Here is a 17,687-nt window from a genome sequence, read left to right as displayed (position 1 = left end):
TCGTGTGGTCCAGGCGGGAACTACAGGCCGAGCTCGGCCTCGAAGCTGCCCGACTCCAGCCGCTCCTTGACCGCGACCAGGAAGCGGGCGGCGTCCGCGCCGTCGATCAGCCGGTGGTCGTACGACAGGGCCAGGTAGACCATCGACCGGACGGCGATGACCTCGCCCAGCTCCGGGTCGTTGACGACGACCGGACGCTTGACCACGGCACCCGTGCCGAGCATCGCCGACTGCGGCGACGGCACGATCGGGGTGTCGAAGAGGGCGCCCCGGCTGCCGGTGTTGGTCAGCGTGAAGGTCGCCCCGGCGATCTCGTCCGGGCTGATCTTGTTGGTCCGGGTGCGCTCGGCCAGGTCGGCGATCCGCTTGGCGATGCCACCCAGGTTCAGGTCGCCCGCGCCGTGGATCACCGGCACCATCAGGCCCCGCTCGGTGTCCACGGCGATGCCGAGGTTCTCCGAGTCCGGGTAGGTGATCGTGCCGGCGTCGAGGTCCATGCTGGCGTTCACGATCGGGTACGCCTGCAGGGCCTCGACCGCCGCGAGGGCGAAGAACGGCAGGAACGACAGCTTGACGCCGTGCCGCTGCTGGAACGACTCCTTGGCCTGCGCCCGCAGCTTGGCGACCCTGGTGACGTCCACCTCGACCACGGTGGTCAGCTGCGCCATCTCGTGCAGCGACTGCTGCATCCGCTTGGCGATCGTCGCGCGGATCCGGGGGAGCTTCTCGGTGCTGCCGCGCTTGGCGCTCGGCTGCGGCCTGGCGGCCGGCTTGGCCGGGGCAGCCGCGGCGGGCTGCTGCGCCGGGGCCGGCGCGGCCTTGGCGGCCTTCGCCTTCTCCGCCGCCTCCAGCACGTCCTGCTTGCGGATCCGGCCGCCGACGCCGGTGCCGTTGACCGAGGAGAGGTCGACGCCGTGCTCGCTGGCCAGCTTGCGCACCAGCGGGGTCACGTAGCCGGCGGCCTCCTCGCCGCCGCCCTGGGCGGGCGCCGACGGGCGCTGCGGGGCCGGGGCCGACGGCACGGCCTTCTGCTCGGCCTGCGCGGGCTGCGCCGAGGTCTCGGCCTCCGCCGACGGCTCGTTGTACGACATGCCCGGGGTCGGCTCCTCGACCTTGGGCTCCGGCTTGGCCTCGGCCTTCGGCTCCGGCTTCGGCTCGGGCTTGGCCTCCGCCTTGGGCTCGGGCTTCGGCTCCGGCTTCGCCTCGGCCGGGGCGGCGCCGATCACGGCCAGATCGGCGCCGACCGCGGCGGTCTCGTCCTCGGGAACCTTGATCTCCAGGACCGTGCCGGCCACCGGCGACGGGATCTCGGTGTCGACCTTGTCGGTGGACACCTCCAGCAGGGGCTCGTCCACCTCGACGGTGTCGCCGACCTGCTTGAGCCAGCGGGTGACGGTGCCCTCGGTGACGCTCTCGCCCAGCGCTGGCATCTTGACCGGGGTGCCCTCGCCCGACGGCGCGGCCTGCGCCTGGGTCTCCGGCTCCTCGACGGCCGGCTGCTCCGCCTCGGCCTGCGGCTCCTCGGCGGCCTCGGCGGCCTCCTCGGCCGGCTCCTCCTGCTGCGGGGCGGTCTCGCCGCCGCCGGTGGACTCGCCCTCGCCCGCGATCACGGCCAGCTCGCTGCCGACCTCGGCGGTCTCGTCCTCGCCGACCACGATCCGGCTCAGCACGCCCGCCGCCGGGGACGGGATCTCGGTGTCGACCTTGTCGGTCGACACCTCGAGCAGGGGCTCGTCGACCTCGACGGTGTCGCCCTCCTGCTTGAGCCAGCGCGTGACGGTGCCCTCGGTGACGCTCTCACCGAGCCGGGGCATGGTGACCGATACCGGCATCTTCAAAGACTCCTTCATTCCCCTGGTGGGATCATCGCCCGTCGCCGGACGCCGCGGTTGTCGTGATCAGGCGTGTGCGTGCAGCGGCTTGCCGGCGAGCGCCAGGTGCGCCTCGCCCAGGGCCTCGTTCTGCGTCGGGTGGGCGTGCACGAGCTGCGCCACCTCGGCCGGGTACGCCTCCCAGTTGTAGATGAGCTGCGCCTCGCCGACCATCTCACCGACCCGGGCGCCGACCATGTGCACGCCGACGACGGGGCCGTCCTCCACCCGGACGAGCTTGACGAAGCCGGCCGTCTTGAGGATCTGGCTCTTGCCGTTGCCGCCCAGGTTGTAGTTGTAGGTCTTGACCTTGTCGGCGCCGTACTGCTCCTTGGCCTTCGCCTCGGTCAGGCCGACCGACGCCAGCTCCGGGTCGGAGTAGGTGACGCGGGGGATGCCGACCTCGTCGATGACGGCCGGGTTCTGCCCGGCGATCTCCTCGGCGACGAAGATGCCCTGCTGGAAGCCCCGGTGGGCGAGCTGGAGGCCGGGCACGATGTCGCCGACGGCGTAGACGTTCGGCACGCTGGTGCGCAGCCGCTCGTCGGTCAGCACGTAGCCGCGGTCCATCTTGACGCCCTGCTCCTCGTAGCCGAGGTCGGCGGTGTTCGGGCCGCGGCCGACGGCGACCAGCAGCAGCTCCGCCTCGACGGTGTCACCGCCGGCGATGGTGACCTTGACGCCCTTGTCGGTCTTCTCGACCTTCTCGAACGGCTTGCCGACCTTGAAGTTGATCTTCCGCTTGCGGAACGCCCGCTCCAGCGCCTTCGAGGACTCCTCGTCCTCGGCCGCGACCAGCCGGGGGAGCGCCTCGACGATCGTGACGTCGACGCCGAAGGACTTCCACACGCTGGCGAACTCGACGCCGATCACGCCACCACCGAGCACGATCGCCGAGGCCGGGACCCGGTCGAGGGTGAGCGCGTGGTCGCTGGTGATGACCCGCTCGCCGTCGACCTCCAGGCCGGGCAGGCTCTTCGCGTACGAACCGGAGGCCAGCACGATGTTGCGGCCGGTGTAGCGCTTGCCGTCGACCTCGACGACGTTCTTGCCGACCAGCTTGCCGTGGCCCTCGACGATGGTGATCGACTTGTTGCCCTTGAGCATGCCCTGCAGGCCCTTGTAGAGCCGGGAGATCACGCCGTCCTTGTAGGCGTTGACCCCCGCCATGTCGATGCCGACCAGCTCGGCCTTCACGCCGAACTGCTCCGACTCGCGGGTCTGGTCGGCGATCTCGGCCGCGTGCAGCAGCGCCTTGGTCGGAATGCAACCGTTGTGCAGGCAGGTGCCGCCGAGCTTGCCCTTCTCGACCAGCGCGACCTTCAGGCCCAGCTGGACGGCGCGCAGGGCGGTCGCGTAGCCGCCGCTGCCACCTCCGAGGATGACGATGTCGAAGGTTGCGTCGTTCGGCTCGCTCACGTCCAACTCCCAGGTCGCGTCACTGCTTCGGGGGTCACGGCGGGGCAACACGGGCACACCCCACCTCGGTCATCTTGTCACCACCGCCCGCCGCCCGCGTAGTGAGGTGCCCAACGACACGTCCGTGACACGTACGCTTGGCACTGGCTTCGATGACGGACTGAGGGGGAGACGCTCGGTGGGACTGTTCCGGCGACGCAAGAAGACGCGGGCGGTCAGCCTCGACCGGGCCGCCGACCGCGCCGATCTGGAGCACCTCGAGGGCTTCGTCCGCAGCCGGCGCGGGGTCGAGGCCTACATCGAGCCGCGGACCACCGTCACCGAGACCACGGTCATGCTGATCGCCGACGACGGGGAGTGGACCCGCCGCCGCATCGACGGCCCCGACGGCGCCCGCCGCTTCGCATACCGGATGGGCATCCCGGTCTACGACGTGCGGCTGATGGGCTACCCGCAGCGGATGCGCGACTACAACGAGCGCCGCAAGCGCCGCCCCGAGCTGTTCTGAGCCGGCGCCCGGCCGGGTGGAACGCAAGGAGGGCCCCTCGTCGGCGAGGGGCCCTCCTTCGCGTACGTCAGCCGTTGGCGGCGACGTCCTCCACCAGCTGGACGAGCGTGCGGACCGGCACGCCCGTGCCGCCCTTGGTCCAGTAGCCGGTCGCCTCGCCCGAGTGGTAGCTCGGGCCCGCGATGTCGATGTGCGCCCAGTCGACGTCGGCGCTGACGAACTCCCGCAGGAACACCCCGCCCTGGAGCATGTGCCCCGCCCGGTCCATGCCGGCGTTGACCTGGGAGATGTCGGCGACGTCGGAGTCCATGCCCTTGCGCACGTCGTCCGGCAGCGGCATCGGCCAGGCCGGCTCGCCGACCGCGTCGCCGGCGGTGCGGACCCGCTCGCACAGCTCGGGGCTGCCCATCACGCCGGCGATCCGCTTGCCCAGCGCGACGACCTGCCCGCCCGTGAGGGTGGAGGTCTCGAAGAGGTAGTCGCAGCCGTCCTCGCAGGCCCGCGCCATCGCGTCGGCCAGGATCATCCGGCCCTCGGCGTCGGTGTTGAGCACCTCCACCTTCTTGCCGTTGTACATGCTGATCACGTCACCCGGCCGGTACGACCGCCCGGACGGCATGTTCTCCGCCATCGGCAGGTACGCCGTCACGGCCACCGACGGCTTGAGCGCGGCGACCGCCAGCATGGTCGCGGCCACCGCGGCGGCGCCTCCCATGTCGGACTTCATCTCCCACATGCCCTGCGCCGGCTTGATCGAGATGCCGCCGGTGTCGAAGGTGATGCCCTTGCCGACGAGCGCCACCCGCTTGCCGTTGCCGCCGCCGGTCGGGGTGTAGGTCAGCTTCACCAGCCGCGGCGGGGCCTCCGAGCCCTGCCCGACGGCGATGATGCCGCCGTAGCCGCCGGCGGCCAGGGCCGCCTCGTCGAGCACCTCGACCGTCAGGCCGGCCTCCCGGGCGGAGTCCGCCACCGAGTCGGCGAAGGACGGCGGGCGCAGCTCGTTCGGGGCGGTGTTGACCCAGTCCCGGCTGCGCCGGACCGCGCCGCACACCACCTGGGCGCGGGCGATCTCGGCCTGGGCGCCGGCGTCACCGGCGTCCGGCACGGCGACCAGCACCTCGGCCACCGGCTCCCGCCGGGACGGCTGCGGCCGGGTCTTGTAGCCGGCGAAGCGGTAGCCGCCGAGCAGCGCGCCCTCCGCCACCGCGCGCAGCGCCGCTGGGGCGTCGGCGTCGTCCGGCAGCGGCAGCGCGAGCGCCACCCGCGGCGCGCCCGCGAGCGCCCGTACGGCCCCGCCGGCGGCGCGGCGCAGGGTCTCCGGGGCCGGGGCGGCGCCGGTCGGCTCCGGGCCGAGCCCGACGGCGGCGACCACCGGGGCGGTCACGGTGCCCAGCGTGGCCAGCTTGATCACCTCGCCGGGGGCGCCGGTCGCGCCGAGCAGGGCCAGCGTCTCGGTCAGCTTGCCGTCGAAGGCGGCGGCGATGCTCTCCGCGCCGCTGGCCAGCAGCAGGGTTCCGGCCAGGCCGGTGGTGGCGTCCTGCTCGCCGGTCTGGCTGTGCAGGCCGATCACGATCGCGTCGACGGCGAGCTCGGCGGGGTCGGTGTCGACCAGGCTCAGGGTGGTGCTGGGCGATGTCACTGAAGCTACTCCGGGCGGGCCGGGCCGGTCGCGTCGTCGCGTACCGGCGATGGAGGTCTCCGGCGGAACGTACCCGTCGGAGGTCGGGGCTGTCCCGTCGACGGCTCCGACGGGTCCCGCCGATGCTAACCAGCCGCCCAGCTCCCGGTAAGTTCCCACCCATGACCGACGTGACCTCCGACGCCGCCGCGACCCGGCTGCGCCGTTCCCCGCTGCACGAGCGGCACACCGCTCGCGGCGCCAAGTTCGCCCCGTTCGGTGGCTGGGAGATGCCGCTGGAGTACGCCGGGGGCGGGGTGCTGAAGGAACACACCTCGGTGCGGACCGGGGTGGGCGTGTTCGACGTCTCCCACCTGGGCAAGGCGCGGGTCACCGGGCCGGGCGCGGCGGAGTTCGTCAACGCCTGCCTCAGCAACGACCTGGGCCGGATCGGGCCGGGCCGGGCGCAGTACACCCTCTGCTGCGACGACGCCACCGGCGGCGTGGTGGACGACATCATCGCCTACCTGCACGCCGACGACCACGTCTTCCTCATCCCGAACGCCGCGAACACCGCCGAGGTGGTGCGCCGGCTGCGCGCCGCCGCCCCGGCGTCGGTCACGGTCACCGACGAGCACGAGGCGTACGCCGTCCTCGCCGTGCAGGGCCCGCGCTCGGCCGAGCTGCTCGACGCGCTGGGCCTGCCGACCGGGCACGACTACATGAGCTTCTCCACCGCGACGCTCGACGGGGTCGAGCTGACGGTGTGCCGCACCGGCTACACCGGGGAGCTGGGCTATGAGCTGGTGGTGCCGGCGGCCGACGCGGTCGCGGTCTGGGACGCGCTCTTCGCGGCGGATCCCGAGCTGCGCGCCTGCGGGCTGGCCGCCCGGGACACCCTGCGCACCGAGATGGGCTACCCGCTGCACGGTCAGGACCTGTCGCCGGAGATCACCCCGGTGCAGGGCCGCTCCGGCTGGGCGGTCGGCTGGGACAAGCCGGCCTTCTGGGGCCGCGACGCGCTGCTCGCGGAGAAGGCCGCCGGCCCCAGGCGTACGCTGCGCGGCCTGGAGGCGGTCGACCGGGCGATCCCGCGCCCCGGCATGAAGGTGCACGTCGGCGACGCGGAGGTCGGCACGATCACCAGCGGCACGTTCTCGCCGACGAAGAAGCAGGGCGTCGCCCTCGCCCTCCTCGACACCGCCGCGAAGCTGACCGACGGCGACCTGGTCGAGGTCGACATCCGCGGCCGCCGCGCCCAGATGCGCGTCACCCGCCCCCCGTTCGTCACCCCCTCGGTGCGCTGACCGCGCCAGCCCCGCCCCTCCCGCCGTTTCCCCTTCCCGCAGTCGATCATGAAGTTGTTGTCACCCGGACCGGCGTGTCCCGGCAACAACTTCATGATCAACGCGGAAGTGGGAGGGGGAGGGGGTGGGGCAGGGGTCAGAGTGGGGGGTGGGGGCGTTCGCCGGCGTCCAGGACGGCCTGGGTCCAGCCGCCCTCGATGACGCCGGTGCCGTCCAGGACGGCCCAGTCGACGACGTCGGTGGCCTCCACGACGACCGGGGAACCGATGCGCACGCTCGGGTCGGTGTTGGCGTCGCAGGCGCTGGCGGCCACGATCCGCTCCGGGGCGTCCCACGAGGTCACCCCGGCCCAGACGAGCTCCGGGCCGTCGTCGCCGGGCAGGCCGTACTTCACCACGAGCTGCGTCTCCGGCGGGAGCTGGCCGGCGAGGAACCGGGCCCGGATGTCGCCCAGCCCCGCCCGGGCGGTGGCGACCGCCCTGCTCATCGCGTCGCCTGAGCGGGCGTAACGCACGTCCGGCTGGATGCCGGCGAAGAGGGTGGCGCAGGCGGCGGCGTAGTAGCGGCCGTCCGGCCCCGGGTGCCCGGCGGGCGGGCGCAGGCTGAGGAACGAGTCGGCGTCGGGGTCGGTGGCCGGGTCCAGCTCCAGGCGCAGCAGCACCGGCGCCGTCGCGCCGTGCTGTTCCGGATTGCCGTACGCCACCGCGATGTCGTGCCCGGTCACCGTGGCCAGCACCGGCAGCTGCACGAACGCCGGCACCTCCTCCCCGGAGAGCCCGTCGGTCCAGTCCCGCAGCAGCCGCCTGGCGGCCCCGGTCATCACCGCGCCCCAGGCCCGGGTCAGGTGGTCCGGCACGCCCTGGGTCTGCAACTCCAGCAGCCCGAAGCGGCGCAGTCCCTTCGTGGTGAACCAGAGCCCCTCGGCGTCGGAGGAGTAGGGCACCAGCACCCAGTCGACCAGCCGGATCCGCCCCTGGTCGTCGGGGAGCGAGCGCAGCGCCGTCGCCGGGTCGAGGAACTGGAGGCCGAACACGTCCACCACGTCGCCGTCGACGGACTCGGCGACGGCGGCGGCCACCGCCCGGGCCGCCCACTCGTGGGCCGGCGGCCAGCCGGGCCGGTACTCGGCCTGCACCACGACCAGGTGGCTCGCGGCGGCCAGCCGGGCCAGCTGCGCCTCGGTGGCGCCGAACGCGGTGAGCAGGTCCGGCGGCAGCTCGGGGAACTCGGCGATCGGCCGGGTGTCGACGCTCATCAGCGGGCTGTCGAGCATGTGCCGCGCCAGCCCGTGCACCGGCTCCGCCAGCCGGCCGGTGAGCCGCGCCACCGCCGTCTTCGCGCTCACCTTCGGCAGCCCCGTCATGGGCACCAGGTAGGTCGCGCTCAGCGACTCCGGAACCGGTACGGGCAGGAAGTCGTCCGTGATGAGCATGTCGTCCCCCGGTTGGCCGCGCCGGTGCTGTCGTGGGAGAACGCTACCCGGCGCGGTGCGCCCTGTTCAGCCGGACAGCACCACTCCCAGGTAGACCAGCGTGGTGACCACCTCCACGGTCGCGCCGAGCACGTCGCCGGTGACGCCGCCGAGCCGGCGTACCACGTGTCGCAGCAGCCCCACCGCGACGGCGAGGGCCACGGCGACGGCGAGGGGCCCCTGCCACGGGCGGCCCGGCACGGCCGCGAGCGCCGGCAGCGCGACGGCAACCGCCCCGGCGGCCAGGGCGACCGGGCCGACGGTGCCCGCGACCAGCGCGCCGAGCCCCTCCGGGCGGGCGGCCCGCACCCCGCGCCGGCAGGCCACCGCCACCCCGAACCGGCCCGCGGCGGTCGCCGTGACCACCGCCGCGAGCGCCGCCGGCCACGAGCGTCCCGCCAGCTCCGCGAGGGCCGCCGCCTGCACCAGGAGTACGACCACCAGCGCGACCACCCCGAACGGGCCCACGTCCGGCTTCTTCATGATCTCCAGCGCGGCGTCCCCGCGCCGGTACGACCCCAGCGCGTCCACGGTGTCGGCCAGCCCGTCGAGGTGCAGCCCCCGGGTGAGCAGCGCCCCGGCGCCGACGGTCACCGCCGCCGCCACCAGCGGGGGCGCGAGCGCACCAGGGAGCAGCAGGACGCCGGCGAGGAGGACGCCGAGCAGCGCGCCGACCGCCGGGGCGAGCGCCATCGCCGTGCCCGCCACCGACCGGTCGACGCGGCCGGCGCGTACCGGCAGGGTGGTGAAGGTGGTCAGCGCCAGCCGCGCCCCGTCGGCGAGCCGCGACTCAGCCGGCACGCCGGCCGGACGGGTCCACCGCTTCCGTGTCCGGCCCGGCGCCGTGGGGCTCGCGGAGGTCGGCCTCGGTGCTGGTCGGTCCGGGGCCGGCGGGCTCCGGCTCGCGGAAGTCGGGTTCGGTGCTGGTCGGTCCGGGGCCGGCCGGCTCCGGCTCGCGGAAGTCGGGTTCGTCGGTGTCCGGCTCGTCGTCCTCGCCGCCGCCGAGCGACGGGTGGGCCGGCAGCGCGGCGGCCAGCGCCAGCACCGAGCGCAGCAGCGGCAGCGCGGCCAGCGCGTTCGCGCCCTCGCCCAGGTCGAGCCGCAGGTCGAGCAGCGGGGTCAGGCCGAGCACGTCGGCGCCGAGTTGCACGGCGGGGTGCCCGCCGTGGTCGGCCAGCAGGCACCAGTGCCGGGCCTGCCCGGCCAGGTCGCGGGTGACCATGGCGGCGGCCACCCCGACCGGACCGTCGAGCATCACCGGCAGCCGGCGGGCGGTGGCGCCGAGCAGCACGCCGGTGGCCACGGCGACGTCCCCGCCGCCCAGTTCGGCCAGCACGTCCTTGGCGCTGCGGGGCGAGTTCCGGGTGCGGTGCAGCGCGTCCCGTACGGCCGCGCACCGCCGCATCCAGGCCGCGTCGTCGATCTCGCCCGAGTCGGTGACCACCCGCCGGAGCACGGCCGGCGCCTCGGCGCCCGCCGTCGCCACCAGCACCGCCGCCGCGGCGGCCTCGGTGCCTGCGCCGCACGCCCCGAGCACCAGCAGTCGTACGCCCGCGTCGGCGGCCTCCTCGGCGAGCCGCCAGCCGTAGCGCAGGGCGACCTCGACCTGCTCGCCGGTCAGCGTGGGCTCGGTCTCCATCGGCGCGGACGACGGGACCTCCACCACCTGGAGCTCGGCGCCGCTCTCGGCGGCCAGCCGGGCCAGCGCCCCCTGCCCGGCGCGGGCCTGCCGGGCCCGGCGCGCCGACTCGCCCTCCACGGTGCCGGCGGCGGCGTCGCCGAGGTGGTCGCCGTGCAGCAGCAGCACCCGCACCCGGCCCCACGGGGCCGGGGTGACGGTGCCCTGGGTGGCGGCGGCGAACCCGACCGCCCGCTCCAGCACGCCCAGCCCCGACCCGGGCACGTCCAGGGTGGCGAGCCGCTCGATCGCCTGCGGACCGGCGTACTCGTCGGGCATGGGCAGTTCCATGCCGGGCTGGATGACCAGGCCCGTGGCGACCATCGGCAGCGCCATGGTCGGGGCGGCCCAGGCGGTACCGGTCGGCTCGGTGCCGGGCGCCGCTTCCGGGGCGGCCGGCGGCGTGGGGGTGAACACGTCCGGGGAGGGCTCCGACGCGGCCACCGACCCGCCAGCGCCGCCGGGAGAGCCCGCGCCGTCGGGAACGCCCGGGGCGCCGACCTGCGCCCGGCCGGCCTGCGCGGACCCGGTCTGTGCGGGGCCGGCCTGTGCGGGGCCGGCCTGTGCGGGCACGGTGGCCGGGTGCGGGGCGCCCGGCTTGAGCCAGGCGGCCTGGCCGGCGACCACGAGGACGACCGCGTCGCAGGCGTCGGCGACCGCCCGGTTGGCCGCGCCCAGCGCGTCGGTGAAGGCCCGCCCGAGCGGGGTGGTGGGCACCAGGGAGAGCCCGACCTCGGGGCTGACCAGCACCAGCCGGGCCGCGCAGGAGCGCACCGCCGCCGCCAGCTCGGCGATGGTGGCGGTGTCGTCCGCCGGCTGGTGCGCCGGGTCGAGCAGCACGGTCACCCAGCCGCCGAGGTCGTCGACGAGCAGCGTCTCGTTGGGCCCGGCGGAGGCGAGCACGTCCGCGAGGCGGCGCGGGTCGGCCGCGGTCTCCTCGGTGGTCCAGGTCTCCGGTCGGCGCTCGCGGTGCGCCGCCAGCCGGGCCGCCCACTCCGCGTCGTCGGCGGGCGCGTCGGCGGCCGTGGCCACGTAGCGGACCGTCGGCGCGTCGGCGACCAGGGACTCGGCGAACTCGGACTTTCCGGACCGGATACCGCCGAGCACCAGGACCGTGTTCCACCCGTCAACGGACATGCCCGTACTTTAGAGCCAGCGCCCGGGTGCGGCCCCCCGGAGGTGCGGGGTACGACCGGCCCGGACCCCGCGGCGGCCGGCCGGTCACCGCCGCGGGCAGGGGCACCCCCGGGCCGCGCTCAGTCGCAGTGCTCGAAACCGCTGCCGTAGCTGGCCCCGCCGGTGGACCCGCCCCACTTCACGCACACCCCGGCGGCCCTGGCCCGCACCGGCCCCGCGTAGTACGAGAACGACCCGCTGTCGGTGCTGCGGGCCCGGCCCCGCACCTCCAGCCACGCCGAGGCGGCCGTCGCCGTGCCCACCGCGATCTCCTTCATCGTGACCACGCAGTTGTTGCCGCTGCCGGCGTGGTAGAGCAGGTAGACCCTGCCCTTCCGGCTGCCCGAGACGGTCAGCGGGGCCGAGTCGATCACCCTGTACCCGCTGCCGCACGCCTCGACCGGCGTGTACGGGTTCGGCTTCGCCGGCTGGCCGGTCGTCGGTCCGGGGCCGGGTGCGCCGGGAGCGGTCGCGGTCGGCTCGCCGCTGCCCGCCGTCGGAACCGGGGAGCGCCCGGGCGGCGACGCCGACGGACTGCGGGACGCCGACGACGACGCCGTCGCGCGGGTGGCGCCCGGCGTCGGCTCGACGCGCAACCGGCCCGTACCGTCGTCGGCCGCCGCGCCGGACGGACCCGCCGCCGCGGACTCGCCGGTCAGCGCCGCCGGGACGTCTCCGCCGGCCGGGCCTCTGTCGGGGGCCAGGGCGAGCGCGGCCACCCCGACCAGCACCACGAGCCCGGTGGCCGCCGAGCCGAGCAGCGCGGCCCGGCGCCGCCGTGCCGGCTGCGGCACGACCGGGTCCTCCCGGGTGGGCGGGACCGGTCCCCGGGCGTCGCTTCCCGTCGCCGGTCCCGGGTGCGGGCGGGCGGCGACGGGCGGCAGCGGCGCCCACGGATCCGGCGGGGCGACCGGCCCGGCGGGGGCCGGCGCGACGGCGTCACCGGCCGGGGTACTGCCCTGGTCCGGTCGCGCGGCGGCGGGGGCCGCCGAGGTCGGGCCGGCGACGGCCCACGGCGGGCGGGCGGACGTCGGCACCACGGCCAGGGTCGCGTCGCGGGCCTCGGCCGCGGCGTCGGCCATCGCCGCCGCGTCGCCGAACCGGTCGCCGGGGCGCTTCGCCATCGCCCGCCGCACCAGCGCGGCCACCGCCGCCGGGATGTCGGGCGGCAGCGGGGGCGGCTCCTCCTGGAGGTGCCGCAACGCCACCTGGAGCGGGTTGTCCCCGTCGAACGGCGGCTGGCCGGTCAGGCAGAAGTACGCCACCGCGCCGAGCGCGTAGACGTCCGTCGCCGGGGAGACCGGCTGGTTCGCGGCCTGCTCCGGCGACATGTACGAGGCGGTACCGAGCATCACGTTGGCGGCGGTGATGCCCGCCGTGGTGCCGGAGCGGGCGATGCCGAAGTCGACGAGCACCACCCGGCCGTCGCCCTTCACCAGCAGGTTGCCCGGCTTGACGTCCCGGTGCACGATGCCGGCGAGGTGGGCGGTGTGCAGCGCCTCGGCGGCCTGCGCCACCACCGACATGGTCGACGCCGGGTCGAGCCGCCCCGCGCGCCGCAGCCAGGAACTCAGCGGCTGGCCGTCCACGTACTCCATCACCAGGTAGTCGACCTGGCTGCCGTCGTCGAGGACGGACCGGCCGACGTCGTGCACGGCGACCACGCCCGGGTGGCGCAGCGCCGCCAGCATCCGCGCCTCCGCCCGGAACCGGGCCGTGAAATCGGGATCCGCGCTCAACGCCGGCAGCAGCGCCTTCACCGCCACCGTGCGTTCCAGCATGAGGTCGGTGCACCGCCAGACCGCGCCCATGCCGCCGATCGCCACCCGGTCGTCCAGCCGGTACCGGTCGCTCAGCACCACTCCCCGAGTAAGCACCGCGACACCGTACCGGCCCGGCGGAGCGGGGCTGGCCGCCCGGCGGGGCGGCGGCGGGCTACCGGGGTGTCTGGTACTGGAAGTCGTTGGGGTTGACCGCCGCCGGCTTCGGGTCCTCCTGCCAGGCGCCCTCCCCGGGGCGGGCGACGAGGGCGTCCAGCAGGTCCTCCCGTTCCATGTGCGCGGCTCCCACGATGCCGCCGCGCACCGCCATCGCCCGTAGCGCCTCGGTGTCCTTGTCGTGCAGCGGTTCGTCCATCGTCGCCTCCTCCAGGCCCGTCGGCGGTCGGCGACCGCCCCCGTCGCGCGTCAGGAGGCCCATACCCGGACAGGGGCCCGGGAACCCTGCGCCGCCCGCCCGGCGTACGGATGTCGGGCCGCCCCGCGCGCGGCCGACTACGCTGGCGGGGGTTCGTCCCACGGGACATCAGCGGCGAGGGGAGACGCGGCATGGCGTGGAGCTGGCGGTACGAGGGCGCGAACGGCGAGTCGGTCGAGGGGCCGGCGGAGTCGTTCAGCAGCCAGGCGGACGCCGAGTCCTGGATCGGTCAGGCCTGGCGGGAGCTCGCGGCGTCCGGCGTCACCTCGGTCGCGCTCGTGGAGGACGACCGGGTGGACTACCGCATGAGCCTGCTGCCTCCGGCGGAGTGATGGCCGGCGACCGCCCGGGGGGCGAGCCGTTGGTGCTCGGCGTGCCCCGGGCGGCGTTCCGGCCCAGCCCCGTCTTCCTCGCCCTGGTCGCGCTCTTCGTGACCAGCGGGGTGCTCACCTGGAACGGGTTCGGCAACGTCCGGCTCGACGTGTTCCTCTTCGTCGTGTCCGGCTGGCTGGTCTCGCTCTGCCTGCACGAGTACGCCCACGCCGTCGTCGCCTACCGGGCCGGCGACCGCAGCGTCGCCCACCGGGGCTACCTGACGCTCAACCCGCTGAAGTACAGCCACCCGCTGCTGTCGATCGCGCTGCCCGTGGTGGTCGTGCTGCTCGGCGGCATCGGCCTGCCCGGCGGGGCGGTCTGGGTGGACCGGCACGCCATCCCGGGGCGGCTGAGGCACACCCTGGTCAGCCTCGCCGGCCCGGCCACCAACGTGCTGTTCACGCTGGTGCTGGTGCTCGCCGTACGCCTCGGGGCGGCCGGCGGCGGGCCGGTCGAGTTCTGGGCGGCCGTGGCGCTGCTGGCGTTCCTCCAGCTCACCGCGAGCGTGCTCAACCTGCTCCCGGTGCCCGGCCTGGACGGCGGCAACATGATCCAGCCGTGGCTGAACCCGCAGTGGCGCAGAATGTACGACCTGTTCGCCCCGTTCGGCTTCATCCTGCTGTTCGCGCTGCTGTGGAACCCGCGGATCGGCGGCTGGTTCTTCGACGGGGTCTTCGCCGTCGGCGACTTCCTCGGCCTGCCCCCGTGGCTGTACGCCCTCGGCCTGGACCTGATCCGCTTCTGGCAGGGCTGACCCGCGCCCCGCCGGCACGACCCGGCCTGGCGGCACGACCCGGCTGGCGGCACGACCCGGCTGGCGGCACGATCCGGCCTGGCGGCACGGTCCGGCCTGGCGGCGCGGGCCGGGCGGCCTGTGGTGGCGCTGTGCGGTGGCCTGTGGTGACGCGGTCCGGCCCGGGCGGCCCTGTACGGGCCGGCCCGGGCCGGGACGCGTCACGGGCGCTCGGCGGGGGACTCCGTGCGGGCCGGGTCGCGCTCGACGATCGGGTCGACGATCTCGTCGATCGCCTTGAGCAGCTCGGCGTCGAGCTTCACGCCGGCCGCCTTGACGTTGTCGTGCACCTGCTCCGGGCGGGAGGCGCCGACGATCGCCGAGGAGACGTTCGGGTTCTGCAACACCCAGGCGACGGCGAGCTGCGCCATGCTCAGCCCGGCCTGCTCGGCCAGCGGCTTGAGCCGCTGCACCCGGGTCAGGACCTCGTCCGTCATGAACCGGGAGATGAAGCCCGCGCCCGACTTCTCGTCGGTGGCCCGGGAGCCGGCCGGGGGCGGCTGGCCCGGCAGGTACTTGCCCGAGAGCACGCCCTGCGCGATCGGCGACCAGACGATCTGCCCGATGCCCAGCTCCTCGCTGGTGGGGACGACCTCGGACTCGATGACCCGCCAGAGCATCGAGTACTGCGGCTGGTTGGAGACCAGCGGGATGTGCAGCTCACGGGCGAGCTGGTGGGCCTCACGGATCTCCGACGCCTTCCACTCGGAGACGCCGATGTAGAGCGCCTTGCCGGAGTGCACGACGTCGGCGAACGCCTCCATCGTCTCCTCCAGCGGCGTGCTGTGGTCGTACCGGTGGGCCTGGTAGAGGTCCACGTAGTCGGTGCGCAGCCGGCGCAGCGAGCCGTTGATCGACTCCATGATGTGCTTGCGGGACAGGCCCCGGTCGTTGCGGCCCGGCCCGGTGGGCCAGTACACCTTGGTGAAGATCTCCAGCCCCTCGCGCCGCTCGCCCTCCAGCGCGCGGCCCAGCACGTCCTCGGCGCGGGTGCCCGCGTACACGTCGGCCGTGTCGAAGGTGGTGACGCCGGCGTCCAGGGCGGCCCGGACGCAGGCGAACGCCGCGTCCTCCTCGACCTGCGAGCCGTGGGTGATCCAGTTGCCGTACGAGATCTCGCTGACCATCAGGCCGGAACGGCCCAGGTGACGGAATTCCATGAGTCGACCCTAGCCCGTTCCGATCATGCCCACCCCTCGTGGCGGGCCTCCGTGTCGCTCAGAGCACGGGGCTGGTGTCGACGAGCAGCCGCTCGATCTCGGCGACGACCTCGTCGCGGTCGCGGTGCACCGGCTCGATGAGCGGCTCGCCCCGCCGGTCGAGCGCGCCCCAGCGGCCCGTGCCGTCGCCGACCAGGAACGCGACCGGGTGGACGACCAGCGCCGGATAGCTGGGCGCCACCAGCACCTTCCCGGCCCGGTTCACCACGCCGCGCCGGCCGGCCACCTCCACCACGGCCAGCCCCTCCTCGGTGAAGCCGTCGACGTACCGGCCGTCGGCCAGGACGGTGGCGAACCCGTGGTGCCGGGTGGGCACCACGATCCGGCCGTTGCGGTCGACCGCACCCCAGCCGTCGCGGCGGACCACGGCCACGCCGCGTTGGAACGGGCGTACGTCCGCGAAGCCGTGCGGCACGACCACCTCGCCGGTGGCGTCGATCGCCACCCAGCCGGCGTCGCCGCCGTCGGACACCCAGGCCAGCCCGTCGGAGAACGAGCGGACCACCGGGTACGACGGTTCGAGCACCGTGGCGCCGGCGCGGTCGATGAGCGACCACCGCTCGGTCTCGGGGCGCCGCACCCAGGCCAGCCCGTCGCGGAACGGCTGCGCCTCCGCGTACTCGGCCGCGATGACCAGGTCGCCGTCCGGGTCGGAGAAACCCCACAGGTCGCCGTCGCGGGCCGGCATCGGGGGCCGGTCACGCTCCAGCACCTCCTCGCGGCTGCGCGGGTACGGCCCGAAGCCCGTCTCCGCGACCCGCTCCGCCACCGCGTCCAGGCTCAGCCGGATCCGGGCCTGCAACTCGGGGTCCTCGGTGCCACGCAGGTCCAGGGCGCGCTCGAAGTGGTGACAGGCCTCCATCAGCCGGCCCTGGTCGTAGCAGGACCGCCCGGCGTGCTCGTGCAGCACCGCGCGTAGCCGCTGTGGCAACTCCGTGGAGTTCGCCTCGGCGAAGAGCCGGTCGGCCTCGACGAACTCGCCGCGCCAGCGCAACACGTGCGCCAGCCGGGCCTGGGCCACCGCCGTACGCCGCAGCTCCCCGGTGGCCTCGGCGTAGGTGAGCGCGAGCCGACCGTCCGCAAGGGCGTCGTCCAGTTCGCCGAGAATCCGGGACACCACCGCCCGCAGGCTGAGCAGCCGGGCGCGCGACTTGTTGTCCACGGCCGCGCCCAGCTTCTCGGTCAGCCGCCGCCGAATGGTGCGGAACTCGTCCGGCTCCTCCACGATCTCCCGCAGGGTGGCCGGATCGAGCCGCCATCGGTAGCTCGCCAGCACCTGCTCCGGATCGCCCTGCGCCGCGCTCTGGTGCCCGGCGTCCCGCGACCCGACAGGCATCCCGGCGGCCCGTGGTCCGCCGCTGCCCACGTCGGCGTCCCGTGTTCCATCGGCCCGTGTTCCGTCGACCTGTGGTCCGTCGGCCGGTGGTCCGGCCGCGTTCGGTTGGGTGGTCCGTGGTTCGGTGGTGCGCGGTTCGGTAGCCAGTGGTCCGGTGGTGCTCGGTCCGGTGGTGCCTGGTTCGGCGGCCCGTGACTCGGTGGTGCTCGGTTCGGTGGCCCGTGGTTCGGCGGCGCTGGCTCCGACGGCGTGGGGTTCGGGGGTGTTCGTCGCGGCGATGGCTGATTCGGCGGTGCGGGGCGCGGAGGGCTGTTCCGCGCTCGTCGATGGCACCTGCCCACCGAGCGGCGTGGCGGCGGGCGGCGTGGCGAGAGAGGGCACGGCGTCGGGCGAAGCGGCGACAGGCGGCGCGGACACCGGCTGCGCCGACGGCTCGGAGGCGGGCGAAGCGGCGACAGGCGGCGCGGACACCGGCTGCGCCGACGGCTCGGAGGCGGGCGGTACCGGCGAGGCGTCCGTGGGCGGTGCCGGGGCTGTCGGCGGCGCGGAAACGGGCCGGGCCGGCACGAGGTCTGCGGCGGCTGCGGTGACAGGCTGCGGCGCCTGCGACGACGCGCCGTGGACGCTGGGCGGGGGCGGCGCCGACGCGGCGGGCGGAGCGGAGACCGGCTCGCCCGGCGGGGCCGACACCGCGTCGGCTTGTGTGGCGGTAGTGGCGG

14 protein-coding genes are annotated in these 17,687 nt (G+C 75.1%); 4 read left to right on the top strand and 10 right to left on the bottom strand.

Annotated features, from left to right (window positions below; translation table 11 throughout):
- Positions 1-20: 20 nt before the first annotated feature.
- Together sucB and lpdA are read right to left on the bottom strand one after the other, a co-directional pair.
- Positions 21-1,832: a 2-oxoglutarate dehydrogenase, E2 component, dihydrolipoamide succinyltransferase gene (gene sucB, locus AC0OO9_RS06315; protein ID WP_484516235.1), complete on the bottom strand. Its 1,812-nt coding sequence runs from the start codon at positions 1,830-1,832 to the stop codon at positions 21-23.
- A gap of 66 nt (positions 1,833-1,898) precedes the next feature.
- Positions 1,899-3,290, bottom strand: a complete 1,392-nt coding sequence (gene lpdA, locus AC0OO9_RS06310) for a dihydrolipoyl dehydrogenase (protein WP_132236095.1) — start codon at positions 3,288-3,290, stop codon at positions 1,899-1,901.
- A 178-nt stretch (positions 3,291-3,468) separates the two neighbouring features.
- On the opposite strand from lpdA, the gene AC0OO9_RS06305 reads away from it, so the two are divergent.
- Positions 3,469-3,798, top strand: coding sequence for a hypothetical protein (locus AC0OO9_RS06305; RefSeq protein ID WP_121400443.1), 330 nt, complete (start codon positions 3,469-3,471; stop codon positions 3,796-3,798).
- Positions 3,799-3,865: 67 nt separating this feature from the next.
- Here AC0OO9_RS06305 and AC0OO9_RS06300 read toward each other — a convergent pair whose 3' ends face one another.
- Positions 3,866-5,437 carry a leucyl aminopeptidase gene (locus AC0OO9_RS06300; protein ID WP_357578203.1) on the bottom strand — a complete coding sequence of 524 codons (1,572 nt, stop codon included), beginning with the start codon at positions 5,435-5,437 and terminating at the stop codon, positions 3,866-3,868.
- 161 nt (positions 5,438-5,598) lie between these two features.
- Here AC0OO9_RS06300 and gcvT point away from each other — a divergent pair, with 161 nt between their 5' ends.
- The gene (gene gcvT, locus AC0OO9_RS06295) at positions 5,599-6,723 is read left to right on the top strand and encodes a glycine cleavage system aminomethyltransferase GcvT (protein ID WP_484516233.1); all 1,125 of its coding nucleotides are present in this window, start codon (positions 5,599-5,601) and stop codon (positions 6,721-6,723) included.
- Positions 6,724-6,859: 136 nt separating this feature from the next.
- Here gcvT and AC0OO9_RS06290 read toward each other — a convergent pair whose 3' ends face one another.
- The 5 genes from AC0OO9_RS06290 to AC0OO9_RS06270 form a co-directional block, all read right to left on the bottom strand.
- Positions 6,860-8,155, bottom strand: coding sequence for a DUF2314 domain-containing protein (locus AC0OO9_RS06290; protein WP_484516231.1), 1,296 nt, complete (start codon positions 8,153-8,155; stop codon positions 6,860-6,862).
- 66 nt (positions 8,156-8,221) lie between these two features.
- Positions 8,222-8,995 carry an adenosylcobinamide-GDP ribazoletransferase gene (cobS, locus tag AC0OO9_RS06285; RefSeq protein ID WP_484516229.1) on the bottom strand — a complete coding sequence of 258 codons (774 nt, stop codon included), beginning with the start codon at positions 8,993-8,995 and terminating at the stop codon, positions 8,222-8,224.
- On the bottom strand, positions 8,985-11,009 hold the full coding sequence (locus tag AC0OO9_RS06280; protein WP_484516227.1) for a bifunctional adenosylcobinamide kinase/adenosylcobinamide-phosphate guanylyltransferase: 2,025 nt from the start codon (positions 11,007-11,009) through the stop codon (positions 8,985-8,987). The genes cobS and AC0OO9_RS06280 overlap by 11 nt, the downstream gene beginning before the upstream one ends.
- A gap of 119 nt (positions 11,010-11,128) precedes the next feature.
- Positions 11,129-12,925 (bottom strand): protein kinase domain-containing protein, encoded by a 1,797-nt coding sequence (locus tag AC0OO9_RS06275; RefSeq protein WP_484516225.1) that lies wholly within the window; start codon positions 12,923-12,925, stop codon positions 11,129-11,131.
- 58 nt (positions 12,926-12,983) lie between these two features.
- Positions 12,984-13,184, bottom strand: coding sequence for a hypothetical protein (locus AC0OO9_RS06270; protein ID WP_121400450.1), 201 nt, complete (start codon positions 13,182-13,184; stop codon positions 12,984-12,986).
- A gap of 191 nt (positions 13,185-13,375) precedes the next feature.
- On the opposite strand from AC0OO9_RS06270, the gene AC0OO9_RS06265 reads away from it, so the two are divergent.
- Together AC0OO9_RS06265 and AC0OO9_RS06260 are read left to right on the top strand one after the other, a co-directional pair.
- Positions 13,376-13,576 carry a hypothetical protein gene (locus tag AC0OO9_RS06265; protein WP_132236111.1) on the top strand — a complete coding sequence of 67 codons (201 nt, stop codon included), beginning with the start codon at positions 13,376-13,378 and terminating at the stop codon, positions 13,574-13,576.
- Complete coding sequence (locus AC0OO9_RS06260) at positions 13,576-14,373, top strand: site-2 protease family protein (protein WP_484516223.1); 798 nt, start codon at positions 13,576-13,578, stop codon at positions 14,371-14,373. The genes AC0OO9_RS06265 and AC0OO9_RS06260 overlap by 1 nt, the downstream gene beginning before the upstream one ends.
- 200 nt (positions 14,374-14,573) lie before the next feature.
- Here AC0OO9_RS06260 and AC0OO9_RS06255 read toward each other — a convergent pair whose 3' ends face one another.
- Both AC0OO9_RS06255 and AC0OO9_RS06250 read right to left on the bottom strand, forming a co-directional pair.
- The gene (locus AC0OO9_RS06255; protein WP_421452334.1) at positions 14,574-15,572 is read right to left on the bottom strand and encodes an aldo/keto reductase family protein; all 999 of its coding nucleotides are present in this window, start codon (positions 15,570-15,572) and stop codon (positions 14,574-14,576) included.
- 58 nt (positions 15,573-15,630) lie between these two features.
- The gene (locus tag AC0OO9_RS06250) at positions 15,631-17,658 is read right to left on the bottom strand and encodes a WG repeat-containing protein (RefSeq protein WP_484516221.1); all 2,028 of its coding nucleotides are present in this window, start codon (positions 17,656-17,658) and stop codon (positions 15,631-15,633) included.
- Between the last annotated feature and the right edge of the window lie 29 nt (positions 17,659-17,687).

It is taken from the genome of Micromonospora sp. USAFONa4 (assembly GCF_057197825.1).
This window is presented reverse-complemented; position numbering and strand designations above follow the sequence as displayed.